A 21,126-nucleotide genomic window follows, 5' to 3' on the forward strand; every position below is an offset into this window, starting at 1 on the left:
GGTTGCAATAGCATTGTATTGTAGTGTAAATTAGTAAGAGGCATAATAATTTACATAATGTTTATAATAAATACGTTTAAAAATGTTTATTAATAAAATTAAGCATGATAAATTAAAGCTATTAAGCTATATTATACAGTATATAATATGATTGAGAAAATCAAATGATGATAAGTAATTAAAAATTTAAGGAGTATTTATATGGAATTTAAACACGTTTCGGTTTTGCTAGATGAGTGCATAAATGCTTTAAATATAAAAGAAGATGGTATATATGTAGACTGTACATTAGGTGGTGCAGGTCATTCAAGTGAAATAGTAAAAAGACTATCAAGTGATGGTAGATTAATAGGATTCGATCAAGACAAAGATGCTTTGAAAGCTGCTGGAGAAAGATTGAAAGACTATAAAAATGTTACATATGTTCATAGTAATTTCTATGCTATATATGATGTATTAACAGATTTAGGCATAGATGGAGTAGATGGTATCCTTATGGACTTAGGAGTTTCTTCTTATCAATTAGATAATGGAGAAAGAGGATTTAGTTATATGCAAGATGCTCCTTTAGATATGAGAATGAATAGAGAAAATGAATTCTCAGCATATGAAATAGTTAATACATATTCAGAAGAGGAATTATATAGAATAATCAAAGAATATGGAGAAGAAAAATTTGCTAAAAGAATAGCGAGTTTCATAGTTAAAAATAGAGAAGAGAAAAATATAGAAACTACTTTGGAATTAGTTGAGATAATTAAAGCCGCAATTCCAGCAAAGGCTAGAAGAGAAGGACCACATCCAGCTAAAAGAACATTCCAAGCTATAAGAATAGAAGTTAACAAGGAACTTGAAATTATAAGTAAGACTATTTTAGATGGAGTTAAGAAACTTAATAAAGGTGGAAGAATGGCAATAATAACATTCCACTCATTAGAAGATAGAATTGTTAAAAATACATTTAAAGAATTAGCTAATCCATGCACATGTCCAAGTGAGTTTCCTGTATGTGTTTGCAATAGAAAGCCAGAAGTTAAGCTTATAAGCAGAAAACCTATTGAGGCTAGCAAGGAAGAGCTAGAATTTAATCCAAGAAGTAGAAGTGCTAAGTTAAGAATAATAGAAAAATTATAAGATGATATATTTAGATAGCTTTATTAGATTTTTAAGTAAGGGGAATAAAAATAATTGGAGAGGGATTGTAGATGATTGTAAAAGAGTTTGATTATAATGGTAGTTCAGCGCTTAAACCACAGAGAAAAGAACAAACTATACCAAGTAAAGAAACCTATGACAAGAAAAAGAAAAAAATCGAACAACAAAGAAGAAAAAAGCAAAAAGATAAAAAAATAAAAAAAAGTGTATATCAAATAGTACTTCTAATATTAGTTGTTGGTGGGATAACAATAAGTAGAGATGTAAAAGTTTATAAAACTCAGCAACAATTGGACTCATTAAATAAAGAAATAAATTCTGTTATAACGGAAAATGAAGCTTTGAAGGTTCAAATATTAAAGGCAAGTTCTTTAGACAAAATAGAGGAAACTGCTAAAAATAAATTAAAAATGATATTACCAACTAAGGAAAATATGATTAAGTTAGGCGAAAGCCAAGCTACTGAAGGTAAGCAATAGGGGAATAAATTAGGATGTACTTTTATTATTATTTTAAGAGTACATCCATAATTTTTTATAAGGGCTACAATTTTATAAATTTAATTTTAATTAGATAATATGATAAATTTAGTAGAACTTTAAAGTTTCATAAAGTGAATTTCAAAGAGGGAACTCAGTTTATTTAACTTACTACGGAGGGCTAAGGGTGAAAAAGAAGAAAAACAAAGGATTTAAAGATTATAAAATAACAAAATCGCTTAGATTTGGAAGAACATATTGGACCATGATAGTAGTATGGGGATTACTAGGAGTATTAACCTTAAGATTATCATACGTAATGATTTTTAAGCATAAAGAATATGGTTCAATGGCAGAAGAACAATGGAAAAATGAAATAAAGATAGGTGCTAAAAGAGGAGAAATACTAGATAGAAATGGAGCTCAATTAGCTGTTAGCGCTAATGTTTATAGAGTGGATTTAGATCTTAAAACTTTAAGAGAAGATACATTTACTAAAGATGATACAGATGATACAAAAAAAGAAAAGCTTAATAAAATTGCAGGGGAGCTAGGTACTGTTTTAGATATGCCTAAAGAAGAGGTATATGATAAGATAAATAGCACTTTACCATCAGGATTGCCAGCTACTTCTGTTACTTTAATTAGAAAGATAGAAAAAGATAAAGCTGATAGTGCTAAGAATTTAAAGATAAGAGGAGTAATAGTTTCACAGGATACAAAGAGATATTACCCAGATAATAATTTCTTAGCTCAAGTATTAGGAAGAGTTGATGCAGATGGTATAGGTCAAGGTGGTATAGAGCGTGAATATAATGTGGAGTTATCAGGTTTACCAGGAATGAGAATATCAGAAGTTGCAAGAAATAGTAGTGGAATACCTTATTCAAATTCTGAATTTGCAAAGCCTGTGGATGGTAAAGATGTCACACTAACCGTTGATGAAACTATACAATATTTTGCAGAAAAAGTTGCAGAAGAAGGAAAAAAAGAATATAAAGCAGATGGGGTTAGTATAATAGTTATGAATCCTAAAAATGGAGAAATATTAGCTATGGCTAATAAACCAGATTATAATCCTAATGAACCTTATAAAGGGTATGAAAATTTCCCTGGTAAAGATAAAACTGAAAAGATGGAAAATATGTGGAAAAATGATGCCGTATCAAATTCATTTGAGCCAGGATCTATATTTAAAATGGTAACATCTTCAGCTGCCGTACAAGAAGGGATAGCAGGTGGAAATGAAACATATTTTTGTCCAGGTGGAAAAAATGTATCTGGAACTTATATAAAATGTTGGAAGCCAGATGGGCATGGAACTGAAACTTTTGACCAGATATTAGAAAACTCTTGTAACGTTGGGTTTATGGACATAGGTCAAAAACTTGGAAAAGAAAAATTAAATGAATATATAGAAAAGTTTGGATTTGGTAAGCAGACAGGAATAGATTTACCTGGAGAAACAACAGGTATAGTATTGCCAAATGATAAAATAGGTCCAGTAGAACTTGCAACCATATCATTTGGTCAAACAGATAGTGCTAGTTCAGTTCAAATGATGGCAGCTATGAACACAATTGCTAATGGAGGAACATGGATACAACCTCATATAATGAAGGAAATAAGCCATGAAGATACAAGTGGAGCAAGAGTAGTGGATAAAACTTTTGTACCTAAAAAGATTGATAATATAATAGATCAAAAAACAGCTATGAGAGTTTCAGAGGCTCTAGAAAAAACTGTTCATTTTGGATCTCCTAAGAGAGCTTATATAGAGGGATATGGAATTGCAGGTAAAACTGGTACAGCTGAAAAGGTTAAGGCTAGTGGAGGATATGGTGCAGGGTATGTAGCGTCCTTTGCTGGATTTGCTCCATATAATGATCCACAAGTTTCAGTTTTAATATCTGTAGATAATCCAAAGGGGGAATACTTTGGAGGATTAGTAGCGGCACCATTAGCTCATGATTTATTTAGTGATATATTTAACTATATGGAATTAGATAGTTCAAAGATAGACAAAAATAAATCAAAAGAAGAGATTCTGCCAGAAGTTAGAGGTATGAGTTTAGATAAGGCTAAAGCTATTTTAGATAAAGATAATATAAAATATTCTGTAGAAGATGGTGGGAATTCTGTAGTTGATATGAATCCTAAGCCGGGATATACAATCAAAGAGGGAGATGAAATTAAACTTTACACTAAAACTACTTCAAATTATAATAAAGATGTTGTAGTACCAGATTTTAATGGACTTTCCATGGAAAAAGCAAAGGAAATTTTAAACAAAATTGGCTTAAAGGGTACTTTTGCAGGAGAGGGAGTTATTAAGGAACAAAGTGTAGCTCAAGGTGATGTAGTTAAAAGTGGTACATCAATAGAATTTAAATTAGATAAGAAATAATGATAGTTAAAAACTAGCATGTGAGTAATTTCACATGCTAGTATTTTGTGAATTTAACGCTTGTTTATTGCATAGTATTTAAGGAGTGAGAAAAATGATTCTTAAAAGTTTATTAAAGGGCTTAGATTATGAAGTTATAAAAGGTAATGAAGAGTCAAAAGTACAAAATATAAGATATGATAACAGAAAAATAGAACAAGGGGATGCCTTTGTTTGTGTAAAAGGCTTTAAAGTAGATGGACATTCCTTTATTGGTGATGCTATTAAAAAAGGAGCTAAGACATTAATAGTTCAAGAAGATGTAAGTGTTCAAGAAGACATAACAATAATAAAGGTTAGAGACACTAGAAAAGCCTTAGCAATAATGTCTTCAAATTATTTTGGAAATCCAAAGGATAAACTTAAAATAATAGGAATAACAGGAACTAACGGTAAAACCACTTCTGCTTTTATTATTAAATCTATCTTAGAAAAGGCAGGATTTATGACAGGTTTAATAGGAACCATAGCAAACTATATAGGAAATAAAAAAGTAGACGCAGTAAGAACTACACCAGAATCTTACGAACTTCATGAGCTATTTAAAAATATGGTTGATGCTGGAGTAGAATATTGCGTTATGGAAGTTTCATCCCACTCTCTAGAGTTAGATAGAGTATATGGAATTCAATTTGAAGAAGGAATTTTCACTAATTTAACTAGAGATCATTTAGATTTTCATAAAACCTTTGAAAACTATTATAATGCTAAATTTAAGCTTTTTGAAAGAAGTAATCATAGTATCATAAACTTAGATGATCCATATGGAGCTAATATAGTTAAGGATATAGAAGAAAGAGGATTAAAGACTAAGGTTTCTACTTTTTCAATTGAAAAAGAGTCAGACTTTAAGGCTTTTGAGATTAAAAGTCACTCAAATGGTTCAGAATTTAAGGTGAATTTAGAAAGTATAGAAGAATTTTCTATAAACATTCCTGGAGAATATAATATATATAACTCATTAGGTTGTATAATATGTGCATATAACTTAAATATTCCAATGGATAAAATTAAAGAAGGATTAAGTGATGTGGTTATACCAGGAAGATGTGAGTTAGTAGCAAAGGAGAAAAATTTACCTTATAGCATAATAATAGATTATGCACACACACCAGATGGATTAGAAAATATTTTAAGTACAGTAAAGGCCTTTACTAAAAATAGAATGATTTCTGTATTTGGTTGTGGAGGAGATAGAGATAAGGTTAAGCGTCCTCAAATGGGTAAAATAGGATGTGAATTATCAGATATTGCAATAATTACTTCAGATAATCCAAGAAGTGAGGAGCCTATGGATATAATTAATGACATAGTAAAACCACTTAATTATGATAACTTTGTTATTGAAGTTAATAGAAAAGAAGCTATAAGAAAAGCAATGAATATGGCTTTAGAGGGAGATGTTATTGTTATAGCTGGTAAAGGACATGAAACATATCAAATACTAAAGGATGAAACAATACACTTTGATGAAAGAGAAGTTGTATATGATATTTTAGAAGGCAAGTAGAGGTGTTAAAAAATGCTAGAGTTAAATTTACAAGAGATTGTAAAAGCTACTAAGGGAGCTTTATTAAAAGAAGCTGATGTAAAAGAAATAAAGGCTGTATCAACAGATACAAGAAAAATTGAAGAAGGAACTATGTTTATTGCCTTAAAAGGTGAAAATTTTAATGGAAATAACTATGTTTTAGATGCATTTAATAAAGGTGCTAAAATTGCTATAGTTGATGAAGTTAAATGTGACTTAAATGAGTTAAAAGAGGATGTGGCTTTAATTAAGGTTCAAAATACTGGAAGAGCCTTAATGGATTTAGCTAAGTTTTATAGAGAAAAATTAGGATTAAAGGTTGTTGGTATTACTGGTTCAGCGGGAAAGACTTCTACTAAGGATTTAGTGGCTGCTGTTTTAAGTTATAAATATAAGGTTTTTAAAACAAAGGGAAACTTTAATAACGAAATAGGATTACCTCTAATGATATTAGAATTAGATAGCACATATGATGTGGCTATTTTAGAAATGGGAATGAGAGGTCTTGGACAAATTAAAGAGCTTGCAGAAATAGCATCACCTGATTTAGGTATTATAACTAATATAGGTATTTCTCACATAGAAATATTAAAAACTAGAGAAAACATATTAAAAGCTAAGATGGAAATAGCAACTTTCTTTGATAAAAACAATACCCTTGTTGTTTGTGGAAATGATGACTTTTTAGGAGCCTTACCTGAGGCTGAATATAAAATAGTTAAAACTGGAGTTGGAGAAAATTTTAAGATAGGAGCTAAAAATATAGCTTTAGAAGAACTTTCATCTAAATTTACAGTTTATGATGGAGAAAAAGAAGAAGAGTTTTCTTTAGATATGCCAGGAGAACATAATATAAGCAATCTAATGTTAGGAATTGCTATAGCAAAAGAATTAGGTGTTTCCTTTGAAGAAATGAAAAGGGGATTAAAAAATATTGAAGCTACTTCAATGAGATTAGAGCTTATAAAAAAAGATGGATTTTCAATTTTAAATGATTGCTATAATTCAAGTCCAGTAGCTGTTAAATCAGCTATAGATGTTATGAAAAACATAGAAGGAAAGAGAAGAATAGCAGTTTTAGGAACAATGAGAGAACTAGGACATAAATCAGAGGAAGCTCATGAGGAAATAGGTAAATATGCAAAGGAAAATGGAATAGAAAAAGTACTTTGTTTTGGTGACTTCTCAGAAAATATTAAAGAAGGATATGGAGAAGGATGCACTGTATATGAAAATAAAGAAGAACTAATAAAAGATTTACTTAACATTATATGTGATGGAGATATTATATTAGTTAAGGCATCTAGAAGTTTAAAATTTGAAGAAATAACTAAAGCATTATTAGAAAAGTAAATGGAACTAAGGAGGTGAAGCTGCTTAATAGTTTAAGTAGCAGAATTTTATGGAAATTTTAAAGTCAATGATAGATCCAAAGATAGTAATGGCAATAGTAATAAGTTTTATAGTAGCATCAATATTAGGACCTATTATAATTCCACTACTACATAAACTTAAATTTGGACAAAATATAAGACAAGAGGGACCAAAGAGTCACTTAAAAAAAGCAGGAACTCCAACTATAGGTGGATTAATATTTATTTTTGCAACTATTATAACAATGTTTATTATGGTTGGAAATCCAACAGATGAGGCTATGATAGCTTTATATTCTTTCGTAGGATTTGGTTTTGTAGGATTTTTAGATGACTTACTAAAGATAATCAAGAAGAAAAATGAAGGATTAACATCAGGACAAAAAATGATTTTATTATTAATCGTATCAGGATTTTTAACTTGGTATGCTTATAAATATATAGGAACTAGCATTAATATACCATTTTTAAATGGGCAAATTAACTTCGGATTATTCTATATACCTTTTGTAATGTTCTACTTTGCAGGGGTAACAAATGCGGTAAACTTAACAGATGGATTAGATGGATTAGCTACATCAGTTACTGTTTTAGTAACTACATTTTTAGGGATAATTAGTTATAATTTAGGACACATAAGTTTAGCAATATTCTGTGTTGCTTTAGCAGGTGCATTACTTGCCTTCTTAAGATTTAATGCATTCCCAGCTAGAGTATTTATGGGAGATACAGGTTCTCTTGCTTTAGGAGGAGCTGTAGCAATGGTGGCATTAATACTAAAAATGCCTTTAATACTAGTGTTAATAGGAATTATCTACGTAATAGAAACACTTTCAGTTATATTACAAGTTGCTTCATTCAAGCTTACAGGTAAGAGAATATTTAAAATGGCTCCTATACATCACCATTTTGAGCAACTAGGTTGGAGTGAGACAAAGATAGTTTCTGTATTTTCTATAATAACAGTAGTATTTTGCTTCATTGCTTTTGCTTCACTTTAGAAAATTCCTAAAATAGGAGGTTTTTAAATGAAGAAAAAAAAGACTACTAAAAAGAGTAATATTAACCCATTGGATTATGGACTTTTATATACAATAGTTATTTTATTAGCTATTGGGGTGGTCATGGTTTATAGTGCCAGTTCATATTTTGCTATGGTTAACTATAATGATAGTACAGCTTTTTTGAAAAAGCAGGCTTTATTTGCAGTAGTTGGTTTCATAGCTATGATATTTATATCAAGATGTGATTATCATAAACTTAAAAAATTAACAGGAATACTACTTATTATAACTCCTATATTATTGGTTGCTGTTTATGCATTCCCAGCAACCAAGGGAGCACAAAGATGGATAAAGTTAGGTCCACTTTCTTTCCAACCATCAGAACTTGCAAAATATGCGGTAGTTATAATCTTAGCTCATATGATTACCAATAAAGGTGAGAAGATTAAGGAGTTTTGGAAGGGAATAGTTCCTTGTTTCGTAATAGGGGGAGGATTTGCAGCTCTTATACTTGCTCAGAAAAACCTTAGTATAGCAGCTGTAACTGGCTTTGTTACATTTATAATGGTTTTTGTTGCAGGTGCAAGAAAAAGATTTATGTTTGGAGTAATAACTCCAATAATTTTATTTGCAGGTTCATTCTTTACTTTATTTGAGGATTATAGAAGAAGAAGACTTTTAAACTTTATTAATCCTTGGAAAGATCCAGCTGGTGATGGATATCAGCTTATACAATCCTTTTATGCTTTAGGAGCAGGAGGAGTTACTGGACTTGGAATAGGACAATCAAGACAAAAAACTCTATACATGCCAGAGCCACATAATGACTTTATATTCGCAATAATAGGAGAAGAGTTAGGGTTAATAGGGTGTACAGTAGTAATATTATTATTTGTAATATTTGTTTATAGAGGAATAAAAATAGCAATGAGTGCTAAAGACGAATATGGAACTTTATTAGCAGTAGGAATTACTTCTATTATAGGATTACAAGCCATAATTAATATTGCCGTTGTAACAGGTTCAATGCCAGTTACAGGAGTTCCACTTCCATTTATAAGTTATGGAGGAACTGCACTTGTATTTAACTTAATGGCTATGGGAATTCTTCTTAATATATCAAGACAAAGAAATAAAAAGATTGATTAAAGGCGTTTTATACGCCTTTATTTTTTATTAAATTGTATTCATAATTTTAATAGTAATTTTTTACTATTAGTAATATTTTCTTAAAAACTTAATGAAAAAAATCTAGTAAAATGATATTATTGTTATTGAAATGCAAAATAAAGAAATAAGGAGTAATATGAGTACGAACATAAATGAATATATACAAAAAAAGAAAAGAAAAAAGACAAGAAAAAAAATTATCTTAGTTAGTATAATACTTATTGTTATATTAGGATTAATTTTAATTAAGACACCTTATTTTAATATAAAAAAGGTTAATGTTAATAATAATAATGTTATAACTAAAGAGAGTGTAATAGGAGAAAATGATATTTTAAATCAAAATATATTCTTGCTTAATACTTCTGCTCTTAAGAAAAAAATATTAAGTAATCCATATGTAAAAAGCGTTAAAATATCAAGAAAGCTTCCAGATCAATTAAGTATAAATGTAGTTGAAAGAAATGCTACATTTATTGTTAATGAGGGTACTGATTTTTATGTTTTAAATGAAAATTTAGTCATAATGGAGAAGAAAAATTCAGAAGAAGGGCTACAATTGCCTACAGTAACTGGATTAACTGTAGAAAACAGATTCTTAGGGGAACCTATGAGTACAGATAAGGATAAAGTTGAGGTTTTAAAAGAGATTGGAGAAGCTTTAAATAAAAGTAAAATAAAAGTAAACTCTGTAGATATATCTAACCTTAATAATATTGTTATAAATAAGGGCGAGGTTCAAATACTTTTAGGAAATTCAGATAAATTAAGTGATAAGTTAACTAAGATGGTTAATATATTAAATGATCCAGCAGGAAATTTTGAAAAGGGATATATAAACATAAGCTTTAATGGGAATCCTGTAATATATAAAGAAAAGTAAGGAGGAGTGCTTTTTGAAGAAGTTGTCTTCACAAATTATTATAGGTATAGTTTGTGCTTTGTTAGGGTTTTTATTAACCTACCAATTTAAAATTATAAATAATAAAGAGAAAAATATAATAGAAAATTATAACCAAAATGACATAATGGCAGAGATAGACGGTCTTAAGAAGGAGAAAGAAGAGCTTCAAAAGAATAATGATTCTTTAAATAAGAGGCTTAAAGAAATGGAGGATGCAGCAGCATCTAAAGGGGATGTAAATAATAAAATAAAAGAGCAATTAGATAAAACAAGAATGATTTTAGGAACTGAAGAGGTTAAGGGGCCAGGAATAATTTTATCCATAACACCTAAATCTCCATTGCTTACTTCAAAGGATCCTGAATATATAAGTGAAAAGGAGATAATTCATATATTAAACTTATTAGCTTTCTCAGGTGCAGAAGCTATTGCAGTTAATGATATTAGAATAACTCCTCAGACAGGAATAAAGAATGCTAGCAACTTTATATGGATAGGAAATAATGAAAGAATTTCTCCAAAGGAGAAGCTAACAATAAAGGTTATTGGTAATCAAGATAACTTAATAAAAGGAATTGATTTCCCAGGGGAAATGGACTATGGAGTATTAGGAGGTAATTATGATTATAAATATGAGAAGAAAGATTCAATTACAATACCTAAGACTACTCAAAACCTATCTTCTGAATATTTAAAAAAGGTTGATTAGGAAGGTGATTGAATGATAGTATTTATTGGGCTTTTAGTAGGTATAATAATAGGAGTTATATTTCCAGGAAGCATACCAGATAAGTTTTCCCCATATTTATCTATAGCCATAGTTGCATGCTTAGATTCTGTTTTTGGAGCTATAAAGGCTAGTTTAAAGAAAGAATTTCAAGCTGATGTTTTTATATCAGGATTCTTTGGAAATGCAGCTTTAGCAGCTTTACTAGCATATCTAGGTGATAAACTTGGGATACCACTATATTTTGCAGCTGTAATAGTATTTGGTAGTAGAATATTTAATAACTTTGCAGCTATAAGAAGGATATTGTTAGATAAAAGCAAAGAACGATAAAGAGGTGATGCTTTGAAAAATAGAGAATTTACTATTTTTATATTTACAGCTTCCGTTATAGTTGGACTTTTAATATCTATGAATATAAGTTTTGATGGAATAGAAACTACAAAGGTGTTAAATGCTAAAGAATATCAAGAGGCATATAATAAACGTAACAATCTTTATAATGAAATATCAAAGTTAAAGGAAAATAATAGAGAACTACAAAAGAAGATAAATAATTATTCAAAGAATGATGAGGATAGCAATAAAATTTCAAAGGATATGATAGAAGAGTTAAATAATAATTTAATGCTTTCTGGATTAGAAGAGGCTAAAGGACCAGGTTTAAAAATAGTTTTAGAGGATGGTGGAGAAGCTTTTAGTGGAGAAGTAGTTGATGATTTCATGAGACTTTTAAGAACTATTCATGATGATGATATGATAAAAGTTATAAATGAACTTAAAGCTGCAGGCGCAGAGGCAATATCTATAAATAACCAAAGAATAATATATAATACAGAGATATATTGTGGAGGACAGTTTTTACGAATGAATGGAGTTAAAATACCAGCTCCTTTTTATGTTAATGTTATAGGTGATCCAGAAAAAATGGAGAATCAAATTATGAGAGACGGAAGTTATATTAAAACTCTTATGAATAGAGGAATAAAGGTTCAAATAACTAAGAGTGACGACATAACTATGCCAGCATATATAAGTGATATGAATTCTAAGTATATGGAACCTAATACAAAGTAAAAGAACTATGTTTTGTAAAAAATTTGTACAAAAAAGAAGGATTTTCTATTCCTATAAAGAAGAATATAATGTAATATATAATTAAAGGAGACAGTAAAAGTGGATATAAAAGAAAATTTAACAAAATTTACAGAAAAAATTCCAAGTAACGTTCAACTTATTGCTGTATCTAAAACAAGAACTATTGAAGAAATGGAAGAGGCCTATGAATTTGGTATTAGAAAATTTGGTGAAAATAAGGTTCAAGAAATAATAAGAAAATTTGATGAGTTTCACCAAGATGTAGAATGGCATTTAATAGGACATCTTCAAACTAATAAGGTGAAGTATATAGTTGATAAAGTTCATCTTATACAATCATTAGATAGTATTAAATTATTAAAAGAAATAGAAAAGGTATATGGTAAACATAATAAAATTGCCAATACTTTAATTCAAGTTAACATAGGAAGAGAAGAACAAAAGTATGGTATCTTGGAAGAAGAGTTAGATGAACTTATAGAAGCTATAGAAGCTTGTAACAATGTTAATGTTTTAGGTATTATGACTATAATTCCAAAGGGAACAGAAGAAGAATGTAGAAAGTACTTTAGCAAAACTCATAAGCTTTTTTGTGAATTAAAAGAGAAAAAGTTTAAGAATATAAAAATGGATATACTTTCAATGGGAATGTCAGGTGATTATGAGATTGCTATTGAAGAAGGCAGCAATATGGTTAGAATTGGCCAAGGAATTTTTGGCAAAAGATTATATAAATAAAATTAGGAGGATATGTGTATGTCAAAAGTAGTTAGTAAAATGAAAAGTTTTTTAGGGTTTGATGAATTCGAAGATGAAGATGAAGTAATGGAAGAAGAAGAGGTAATGGAGGAAGAAGAATCATTTGCTCCAGTATTATCTTCTAAGAAAAATGGTAAGGTTGTAAATATTCATACAGCTAACACAGCTAAATTAATGATAACTAAACCATTAGTTTATGATGATGCAACTGAAATATGTACTGCATTAAAAAATAGAAAGATTGTTGTTATAAACACAACTTCATTAGAGCTTAGAACAGCTCAAAGATTAATAGACTTTGTTGGTGGAGCTTGTTATGCATTATGTGGAGAACTTCAAGAAGTTGAAAAAGGAGTATTTATAGTATCACCTTCAAATGTTGAAGTAAGCAATGAATTAAAGAGTGAATTAAGCAACAAAGGAATGTTCAACTGGGCTTCAAAATAATATGAATAAAAAAGATTTTATAAATTTATTAAATTTAGAAGAGTTTGAAGCGTTAAAACTCTTTGAGAGATTTAATTTAGCTAGGACAAAAAATATTTCAGTATTTACTGATGAGTTTTATACTCCAGATGTATGGAGCACTCTTCAAGAAATGAATTTATTTGATGTAAATGTTGAAAGTTTTGGATTTTTTGAGGATGGAGAAAGAAGAGTAATAGCCTTTAATAAGGAAGAATATGATTTGTTTCCAATAAGTCTTTTAAGGATTCAATGCAATACTAAATTTTCAAAATTAGAGCACAAGGACTATTTAGGATCTATTATGGCTTTAGGCATAAATAGAAATAAAATAGGTGATTTAATTTTAAGAGATGATGGATGCTATGTTGCTGTTCATCATAGTATAATTGACTTTTTAATTAATAATTTAAATAAAATAAGAAATCTTAATTGTAAATGTGAAATAATTTATGATTTAGATGAAATACCTAAACCTAGCTATGAAGAAAAAAATATAATAGTAACTTCTAAAAGGTTAGATTGTATAGTTGCAGCCTTGGGGAACATATCAAGAAGTAAAGCTTTAGATGCTATAAATTCAGGAAGTGTTCTTCTAGACTATAGAATAACAAAAGATAAAAGCAAAGAAGTTTCAGAAGATTCAAGACTTACCATAAGAGGTATTGGAAAGTTTAAAATAAGTAATATTTTTGGGACAACGAAGAGTGGTAGATTAAAATTGACAGTATTTAAGTATACATAGGAGTGTGATTATATGAAATTAACCCCAATGGATATTAACAACAAGGAGTTCAAAAGGGTTTTAAGAGGTTATTGTCCAGAGGAAGTAGATGAATTCTTAGACCAAATAGTCGAAGAATATGAGATTCTTTTTAAAGAAAACACTGCTTTAAAAGAGAAACTTGAAAATTCTAACGATAAGATAGAGCATTATAGTAAAATTGAGAATACAATTCAAAATACTTTATTATTAGCTCAAAATACAGCTGAGCAAGCAAAAGCTAATGCTCAAAAGGAAGCCGATGTAATAATCAAGAGTGCTAATGACACAGCTCAAAGAATATTAGATAAGGCTCACAATGATGTTATACAAATCAATGATGAGTATGACAGAGTTAAACAAGAGTTTACAAAGTTTAGAGCTAAGTTTAGAAGCTTTATGAACTTCCAAATAGATACTTTTGATGATTTAGAGAAAGATTTTATTAAGAATTTTAACATAACTAAGCCAGAGGATCAAACTGAAACAGAAGAACCACAAGGCATACAGATTGATTTTGAAGAAGAGAAAGAAGAAAAAACTGAGCTTAAAGACATCTATGAAGTGGAAACACATTTTGATGATGTAAATGAAATTAAAAGTTTCTTTGCTGAAGAGTAAAGAGCTATTAAAAAATCTCACTTTGATTAAGGTGAGATTTTTCTTTTTGTTTAATTAATTGTTGAAATTTAATATTTTATTATATAATATTTAAGATATAGCTTTAAATATTTACTTTAGAATGGAGCAAATAAACTATGAGTTTAAGTAAAGAAGTAATAAAAATAACTGAAGAAGAAAAAGGAATAAGAGCAGATAAATTTTTAGCTCTTAAAATAGATGGAGTTTCAAGAAACTTTATTCAAGGGCTTTTTGATGATGGAAAAATTTTAATTAATGGAAAAGCAGAAAAGGGAAAATATAAGCTTTCAGTTGGAGATTGCGTTGAGGTAGAAATACCAGAACCAGAGGAATTAAAAGTTGAAGCTGAGGATATCCCATTAAATATAGTTTATGAAGATGAAGATGTAATAGTAGTTAATAAACCAAAGGGAATGGTAGTTCATCCTGCACCGGGAAATTATACTGGAACTTTAGTTAATGCATTATTACATCATTGTGATGATTTATCAGGAATAAACGGGGTTATAAGACCTGGAATAGTACACAGAATAGATAAAGATACTTCTGGAATATTAGTTGTTGCAAAAAATGATAATGCTCATCAAAAACTAGCAGAACAATTTAAAGATCATAGCATAAAGAGAGAATACTATGCTATTGTTGAGAGAAGATTTAAAAAAGAAGGTGGCACAATTGATGCACCTTTAGGAAGACACCATAGAGATAGATTAAAGTATGCTGTGGTTAAAGATGGAAAGAGAGCAGTTACTCATTATGAAGTTCTTAAAGTATTTAATTCATGTTCCCTTGTTAAATGTACTTTAGAAACAGGAAGAACACATCAGATAAGAGTTCATATGGCCTTTATAGGGCATCCATTACTTGGAGATACTGTTTATGGCTTAAAGAAACAAAAGAAATTAAGTCAAGAGGGGCAAGTTCTTCATGCTAAAACATTAGGATTTATTCATCCTACTACTGGAGAATATGTTGAATTTGACTCAGAATTGCCAGAGTACTTTGAAAAAATTGTAGAGAAATTAGGAGGGTGTTAGAATATGCATCTTAAGGCAAGTTTATTAGATGAAAATGCTATAAGAAGAGCGCTTACAAGACTTTCACATGAGATAATAGAAAAGAATAAAGGGGTAGAGGATATAGTTCTTGTTGGAATTAAGAGAAGAGGATATCCTTTAGCAGAGAGACTTTCAGAGTTTATAGAAAAGTTTGAAGGTGTTAAAATTCCTGTTGCTAGTGTTGACATAACATTATACAGAGATGATTTAACTAATGTTAGTGATACACCGAATTTAAATGATCCTAAAATAGATGTGGATATAAGAGGGAAAAAGGTTATTATAGTTGATGATGTTTTATATACTTGTAGAACGGCTAGAGCAGCTATTGATGCAATAATGGATCAAGGAAGACCAGAATTTATACAGTTAGCTGTTTTAGTAGATAGAGGACACAAGGAATTACCAATAAGAGCTGACTATGTTGGAAAGAATATTCCTACATCAAAGGATGAAATAATAAAGGTTCAAATCAAAGAGATTGATGGAACTGATTCAGTTGAAATATATGAAAATTAGAACTAAGGAGTAAATTTTTATGGATTATAATTTAATAGCCACTGCAACTTTTGGCTTAGAGGCTGTTGTTGCAAAGGAATTAAAAGAGTTAGGATATGAAGACCTAAAAACTGAAAACGGAAGAGTTCATTTTGAAGGGGATGAAATGGATATTGCCATAACAAACCTTTGGCTTAGAACTGCAGATAGAGTTTTAATAAAAGTGGCTGAATTTAAAGCTGAAAGCTTTGAAGAGTTATTTAATAAAACTGTAGAGATTGATTGGAGTAAGTATATACCTGTAGATGGTAAGATGCATGTTGTTGGTAAATCTGTTAAGTCAAAACTTTTTAGTGTTCCAGACTGCCAGTCAATAGTAAAAAAAGCCGTAGTTAAGAGTATGAGCAGAAGTTATGGTCAAGATTGGTTCACAGAAGATGGTCCAGTTTATAAAATAGAAGTTGGACTTTTAAAAGATGTGGTTACCTTAACAATAGATACTTCAGGAGAGGGATTACACAAAAGAGGATATAGAGAACACTCAGGGCAAGCTCCCCTTAAGGAAACACTAGCTGCAGCTATGGTTTTACTTTCAAAGTGGAGAGGAGAGCAAACTCTTATAGACCCATGTTGTGGATCAGGAACAATATTAATAGAAGCTGCTATGATAGCTAAAAACATAGCTCCAGGATTACATAGAAAATTTGTTTCTGAAACTTGGCCTTCAATGGATAAGGAAATTTGGGATCAAGTTAGAGAGGGAGCAGAGAAATCTATAAAGAAAATTCCTTTAGATATAACTGGTTATGATATAGATAGTTGGGTATTAAGTACAGCTAAAAATAACGTAAGAAAAGCAGGATTAACTGATTGTATAACTATAGAAAAAAGAAACTTTTTTGATTTTTCAACTAAGAAAAAGTATGGATATATGATTACAAATCCACCATATGGTGAGAGAATAGGTGAAAAAGAAATAGTTTCAAAATTAAATAAACACTTTGGAGAAGTTAAAGAGAAGTTAGATACTTGGGATTTTAATATTCTAACAGCATGTCCAGATTTCCAAAAAGAGTTTGGTAGAAAAGCTACTAAAAACAGAAAGCTTTATAATGGTAGACTTTTATGCTACTACTATCAATATTTAGATAATAATTTAAAGAAGTAATTTAAAAAGAATATAATATATAAAAAGTTACAAATAGAATGAAAAGATAACTGTATAAATTATTAGTTTAGTACAGAAGTTAGTAGAATCTATTTGTAACTTTTATTTTATTACTTAAGTTTTTCTAAAGTTATTTCCTTTGGTGAATCCATATAAACTGTCTTGTTAGTTGAGTATATTACCATTCCAGGTTTAGAACCAGAAGGTTTCTTTACATTTTTAACTAAAGTATAGTCTACAGGAATTTTAGTGCCACCTTTTCCTTTACTATAGAAAACAGCTAAGTTAGCAGCTTCTTCTAAGGTTTTATCAGGAATATTTGAACTTTTAACAATTACGTGAGAACCAGGTATATCCTTAGTGTGAAGCCAAGTATCATTTTTGTCAGCAAACTTTAAAGTTAAATAATCATTTTGGATATTATTTTTACCAACATAAATATCTATTCCATTAGAAGAAACATAGTGATAAGGCTTAGATTGTTTTTCTTTCTTTTTACCATTATTATTTCTTCTAAATCTTATATATCCTGTTTCTATAAGTTCATTTTTTATAGCATCTATGTCTTCATAGTTATCTGCAACCTGTATGCTTGAGGAAACTGAATTTAAGTATTTAAGCTCATCTTCATTTATAGCTAATTGTTCTAGGGCAGATTCTTCAGCTTTTTTTAATTTGTTATATTTTTTAAAGTAAAATTGAATGTTTTCAGATGGTGTTTTATTTTCATCAAGTGAAATAGTTAGGTATTCTTCATCCTCACTATAATAATTTAAAAGGTCAACAGATTTATCTCCTTTTTTAATACTATAAATATAAGAGGTTAAAAGCTCACCTTTAATCTTAAATTCCTCTTTTTTATCACATTCTTCTAAGGTTTTTTCAAGAACCTTAATTTTTTTTAAGCATCTGTCTATATTAGTATTAACTAATCTTTGAATATCTGCACTTTTTGCATGTAATCTATCTTGTTTATCCTTATTAGCAAAAAAGGCATCTAAAAGTTCACTACTATTATCATAAATTTCTTTAGTACAATGGTCTAAAATAGATAGATCTTTAAAATAAAAATCTATAATTTTTTCATTCTTGTAGAATATAATATTTTGTATATCTTTAAATATGTTATTAAAGTAATTACATATAAAATTGAATATATCATCAAAAACATATGAATCTCCAAATTGTGATTTAAATAATGAATACATTTCAAGAGAAAGATTTTTACCAACACCAGTTAGTAGCTTTGAAAAGATCTTTTCATCTAATTCATTATTATTTTTGCTTAATTCTATCTTTAAATCTTCCTTTGAAAAGTCAAAAGGATTTAATTTTTCAGATGCAGGAGGGAATACATAGCTTACACCAGGGTATAGAACTCTAAAACTATTTTTATTTGCTGTTATATGTTTTATTGATTCCATAATTTTATTATCTCTCTTTCTTACAAGAGAAATATTACTGTGTCTAGCCATTATTTCTACTACTAAAGTATATACACTATCAAAACCCATTTCATCTTTATTGGCTATATCAATTGAAACAATTCTATCTGTAGATTGTTGATATATGTCAATTATTCTTCCACCTGTTAAATATTTTCTTAATACCATACAAAAAACAGGAGGTTGTAATGGATTATTCTTACTTATTGTAGTAAAATGTAATCTAGGGTACTTGGAACTAGAGGAAATTAAAAGTTTTTTATTTTCCTTTCCACGTACATTTATTATTATTTCATCCTTTTCAGGTTGATTTATTTTGTCAATTCTAGAATTTATTAATGAATCTTTTAATTCATTTATTAAGTTATATAAATAAATACCGTCTAAAGCCATGATTTTCTTTCCTTTCTAAATTGATTGAACTTACAGTTAGTATACATCTTATAATAAAAAGTATCAATAATAGGTAATTTGAGGTGATAATATGAAGTTTTCAAAAATGCATGGAAATGGAAATGATTTTATAGTTATAGAAGATTTAAACAATGAGTATTTAGGTAAAGAGGGAGAAATTGCTCAAAAAATGTGCCATAGAAGATTTGGAATTGGCGCAGATGGGATTTTAATAGTTAGAAAGAATGAAAATTGTGATATAGAAATGGTAATAATAAATTCAGATGGATCTTATGCTGCTATGTGCGGAAATGGAATAAGATGTTTTGCTAAGTATGTCTACGAGAAGGGAATAGTAAAGAAAGATGTGCTAGATGTTTTAACAGGTGATGGAGTTAAAAGAATCTTTTTAGAAATTGAGAATGATAAGGTAAAAAGTATCAATGTAAATATGGGATTTGGAGACTTTAAACCAAAGAATATTCCAGCATTATGTGATGAAGAAATAATAGAAAAAAAAGTAAGTGTAGGAAATGGAAATTTTGAAATAACATCTTTACTTATGGGTGTTCCTCATACTATTATATTTGAGGAGGAAAAATATCCTATAGAATGTGGTAGGGATATAGAAAAGTATGAATTATTTCCTCAAGGAACAAATGTTAACTTCTGCAAAGTAATTGATAGAAATACAATGGAAGTTAGAACTTGGGAAAGAGGTGCAGGCCCAACCTTAGCATGTGGAACAGGGAATTGTGCTTCAGTTATAGCTGCTAATAAATTAGGTCTTGTAGATAAAGAAGTAAAGGTAATAGTTCCTGGTGGAGAATTAAAAGTTAATATTGAAGATGATGGAGTAAAAATGATAGGTAATGCGTCATTTATTTGTGATGGCACATATTTATTTTAGAGAGGGAAGTAAGTAAATGAGGAAAGCTGCTGCTTTAAGTTTATTAGTATTAGTTATTTTATCAACAACCCTTGCGGGATGTAATTTCGGTAAAGGGTCTAATGAAGAGGACAGTAAGGGAACAAACTTAAAACTTCCTTGTAGTATTGTGTCTACAATTTCAGGGGAAGATGTTTTGTATTACGAAATAGAAGGGGATTCACTAAAAAAACTTGATTTAGATCTTAAGGGTCATATGGAAGTTTATAGTGAGGAATTAGGTTTAGCTGTTTATAGGGAGTTTGCTGATAAGGGAACAAACTTAATAATAACTAATGGAGTTAAGGAACATAAGATATCAGTAGATGGAAATATAGAAGAATTAATTATTAGTCCAAAGGGAACTAAACTTCTATATAGATATAATTCTGGGGATAAAATAGGATACAAAGTTTTAGACTTACAAAATTTTAAGGAATTTGATTTTAATGAGAATTTAGCTATTTCAGGGGAAAATGTTAAATTTGTTAATGAGGATCAATTAATTCTATATGGTGTTGACCTAGAAAAAAGACAAAGTGGGCTATATATTTATAATATTAAAGATGGAAGATATACTTTAGAAAAGCAAATTGTTAAGGCTTTTATAGATTATATTGATTTAGTTGAAGATCAAGTTGTTTTATATACTCAAAGCAGTATTGATGGCAAGAAAAATTGCTATATATATAATTTGGATAGTAAAAAAGAATCTGTTATTTCAAATGAGGTTGGAGAAATAGAATCTTTATGTAAAATAGGAAATGTAGTGTATTTTATTGGTACAAAGGGCGAAGGATTAAGAAGCTTGTATTCAATTGATATAACAAATAATAAACTTGATAGATTAGTGTATGATTTTCCTAAAAATATATCAGAGAAATCAAAGTTAATTGTTGCTGGAGATAATATATATTTTCTTGGATTTAATGATAGTAAAGAAAAAAATGCACTATATAGATATAATCTAAAGGATAAGAGTATTAAACTTATAGATAGCAATAAAGGGCAGTATATTATTATAAAATAGTTAAAAGTTCTAGATTATTAAAAATTTTTAATAATCTAGAATTTTTTTGTTTAAAAAAGAAATGCCTTGTCAATTATTACTGATGAGGAG

General features: G+C 29.1%; 21 protein-coding genes. 20 read left to right on the forward strand and 1 reads right to left on the reverse strand.

The window, feature by feature from the left end; translation table 11 throughout:
* Window positions 1–201: 201 nt before the first annotated feature.
* The 18 genes from rsmH to I6G60_RS06110 all read left to right on the forward strand — a co-directional run bounded on the left by rsmH (window position 202) and on the right by I6G60_RS06110 (window position 17,240).
* Entirely contained in the window at window positions 202–1,134 is a 933-nt protein-coding gene (rsmH, locus tag I6G60_RS06025) for a 16S rRNA (cytosine(1402)-N(4))-methyltransferase RsmH (RefSeq protein WP_003451137.1), read from the forward strand.
* Window positions 1,135–1,205: 71 nt separating this feature from the next.
* Window positions 1,206–1,634, forward strand: coding sequence for a septum formation initiator family protein (locus I6G60_RS06030; RefSeq protein ID WP_003458745.1), 429 nt, complete (start codon window positions 1,206–1,208; stop codon window positions 1,632–1,634).
* Window positions 1,635–1,821: 187 nt separating this feature from the next.
* Window positions 1,822–4,041: a stage V sporulation protein D gene (locus tag I6G60_RS06035; RefSeq protein ID WP_011590970.1), complete on the forward strand. Its 2,220-nt coding sequence runs from the start codon at window positions 1,822–1,824 to the stop codon at window positions 4,039–4,041.
* A gap of 94 nt (window positions 4,042–4,135) precedes the next feature.
* On the forward strand, window positions 4,136–5,590 hold the full coding sequence (locus tag I6G60_RS06040; protein WP_057231748.1) for a UDP-N-acetylmuramoyl-L-alanyl-D-glutamate--2,6-diaminopimelate ligase: 1,455 nt from the start codon (window positions 4,136–4,138) through the stop codon (window positions 5,588–5,590).
* 12 nt (window positions 5,591–5,602) lie between these two features.
* On the forward strand, window positions 5,603–6,964 hold the full coding sequence (locus I6G60_RS06045) for a UDP-N-acetylmuramoyl-tripeptide--D-alanyl-D-alanine ligase (protein WP_011590968.1): 1,362 nt from the start codon (window positions 5,603–5,605) through the stop codon (window positions 6,962–6,964).
* A 49-nt stretch (window positions 6,965–7,013) separates the two neighbouring features.
* Window positions 7,014–7,985, forward strand: a complete 972-nt coding sequence (gene mraY, locus I6G60_RS06050; RefSeq protein ID WP_003458662.1) for a phospho-N-acetylmuramoyl-pentapeptide-transferase — start codon at window positions 7,014–7,016, stop codon at window positions 7,983–7,985.
* 27 nt (window positions 7,986–8,012) lie between these two features.
* On the forward strand, window positions 8,013–9,137 hold the full coding sequence (spoVE, locus tag I6G60_RS06055; RefSeq protein WP_003451300.1) for a stage V sporulation protein E: 1,125 nt from the start codon (window positions 8,013–8,015) through the stop codon (window positions 9,135–9,137).
* Window positions 9,138–9,294: 157 nt separating this feature from the next.
* Window positions 9,295–10,041, forward strand: a complete 747-nt coding sequence (locus I6G60_RS06060; RefSeq protein ID WP_003458747.1) for a cell division protein FtsQ/DivIB — start codon at window positions 9,295–9,297, stop codon at window positions 10,039–10,041.
* A 13-nt stretch (window positions 10,042–10,054) separates the two neighbouring features.
* Window positions 10,055–10,771, forward strand: coding sequence for a DUF881 domain-containing protein (locus I6G60_RS06065; protein WP_003451626.1), 717 nt, complete (start codon window positions 10,055–10,057; stop codon window positions 10,769–10,771).
* Between the two features lie 12 nt (window positions 10,772–10,783).
* The gene (locus I6G60_RS06070) at window positions 10,784–11,122 is read left to right on the forward strand and encodes a small basic family protein (protein WP_003451069.1); all 339 of its coding nucleotides are present in this window, start codon (window positions 10,784–10,786) and stop codon (window positions 11,120–11,122) included.
* Between the two features lie 12 nt (window positions 11,123–11,134).
* Window positions 11,135–11,866 carry a DUF881 domain-containing protein gene (locus I6G60_RS06075; RefSeq protein WP_003458728.1) on the forward strand — a complete coding sequence of 244 codons (732 nt, stop codon included), beginning with the start codon at window positions 11,135–11,137 and terminating at the stop codon, window positions 11,864–11,866.
* 99 nt (window positions 11,867–11,965) lie between these two features.
* Window positions 11,966–12,625: a YggS family pyridoxal phosphate-dependent enzyme gene (locus tag I6G60_RS06080; protein WP_003458739.1), complete on the forward strand. Its 660-nt coding sequence runs from the start codon at window positions 11,966–11,968 to the stop codon at window positions 12,623–12,625.
* Between the two features lie 18 nt (window positions 12,626–12,643).
* Window positions 12,644–13,093, forward strand: coding sequence for a cell division protein SepF (locus tag I6G60_RS06085; protein ID WP_003451474.1), 450 nt, complete (start codon window positions 12,644–12,646; stop codon window positions 13,091–13,093).
* Between the two features lies 1 nt (window position 13,094).
* A complete protein-coding gene (locus tag I6G60_RS06090; RefSeq protein WP_003475151.1) occupies window positions 13,095–13,856 on the forward strand; it encodes a YlmH family RNA-binding protein in 762 nt (253 codons plus the stop codon).
* Window positions 13,857–13,868: 12 nt separating this feature from the next.
* The gene (locus I6G60_RS06095; protein ID WP_003451394.1) at window positions 13,869–14,495 is read left to right on the forward strand and encodes a DivIVA domain-containing protein; all 627 of its coding nucleotides are present in this window, start codon (window positions 13,869–13,871) and stop codon (window positions 14,493–14,495) included.
* A gap of 137 nt (window positions 14,496–14,632) precedes the next feature.
* Complete coding sequence (locus I6G60_RS06100; RefSeq protein WP_111744275.1) at window positions 14,633–15,553, forward strand: RluA family pseudouridine synthase; 921 nt, start codon at window positions 14,633–14,635, stop codon at window positions 15,551–15,553.
* Window positions 15,554–15,556: 3 nt separating this feature from the next.
* Window positions 15,557–16,093 (forward strand): bifunctional pyr operon transcriptional regulator/uracil phosphoribosyltransferase PyrR, encoded by a 537-nt coding sequence (gene pyrR, locus I6G60_RS06105; protein WP_003451681.1) that lies wholly within the window; start codon window positions 15,557–15,559, stop codon window positions 16,091–16,093.
* A 19-nt stretch (window positions 16,094–16,112) separates the two neighbouring features.
* Window positions 16,113–17,240, forward strand: a complete 1,128-nt coding sequence (locus tag I6G60_RS06110) for a THUMP domain-containing class I SAM-dependent RNA methyltransferase (protein ID WP_003451545.1) — start codon at window positions 16,113–16,115, stop codon at window positions 17,238–17,240.
* Between the two features lie 110 nt (window positions 17,241–17,350).
* On the opposite strand, the gene I6G60_RS06115 is transcribed toward I6G60_RS06110, so the two are convergent.
* A complete protein-coding gene (locus I6G60_RS06115; RefSeq protein ID WP_011590967.1) occupies window positions 17,351–19,078 on the reverse strand; it encodes an Rqc2 family fibronectin-binding protein in 1,728 nt (575 codons plus the stop codon).
* Between the two features lie 91 nt (window positions 19,079–19,169).
* On the opposite strand from I6G60_RS06115, the gene dapF reads away from it, so the two are divergent.
* Window positions 19,170–19,988, forward strand: a complete 819-nt coding sequence (gene dapF, locus I6G60_RS06120) for a diaminopimelate epimerase (RefSeq protein WP_003458678.1) — start codon at window positions 19,170–19,172, stop codon at window positions 19,986–19,988.
* A 16-nt stretch (window positions 19,989–20,004) separates the two neighbouring features.
* The gene (locus tag I6G60_RS06125) at window positions 20,005–21,036 is read left to right on the forward strand and encodes a beta-propeller domain-containing protein (protein ID WP_003458660.1); all 1,032 of its coding nucleotides are present in this window, start codon (window positions 20,005–20,007) and stop codon (window positions 21,034–21,036) included.
* Window positions 21,037–21,126: the final 90 nt, after the last annotated feature.

The sequence above is a fragment of the Clostridium perfringens genome, from assembly GCF_016027375.1.
Lineage (GTDB): Bacteria > Bacillota > Clostridia > Clostridiales > Clostridiaceae > Sarcina > Sarcina perfringens.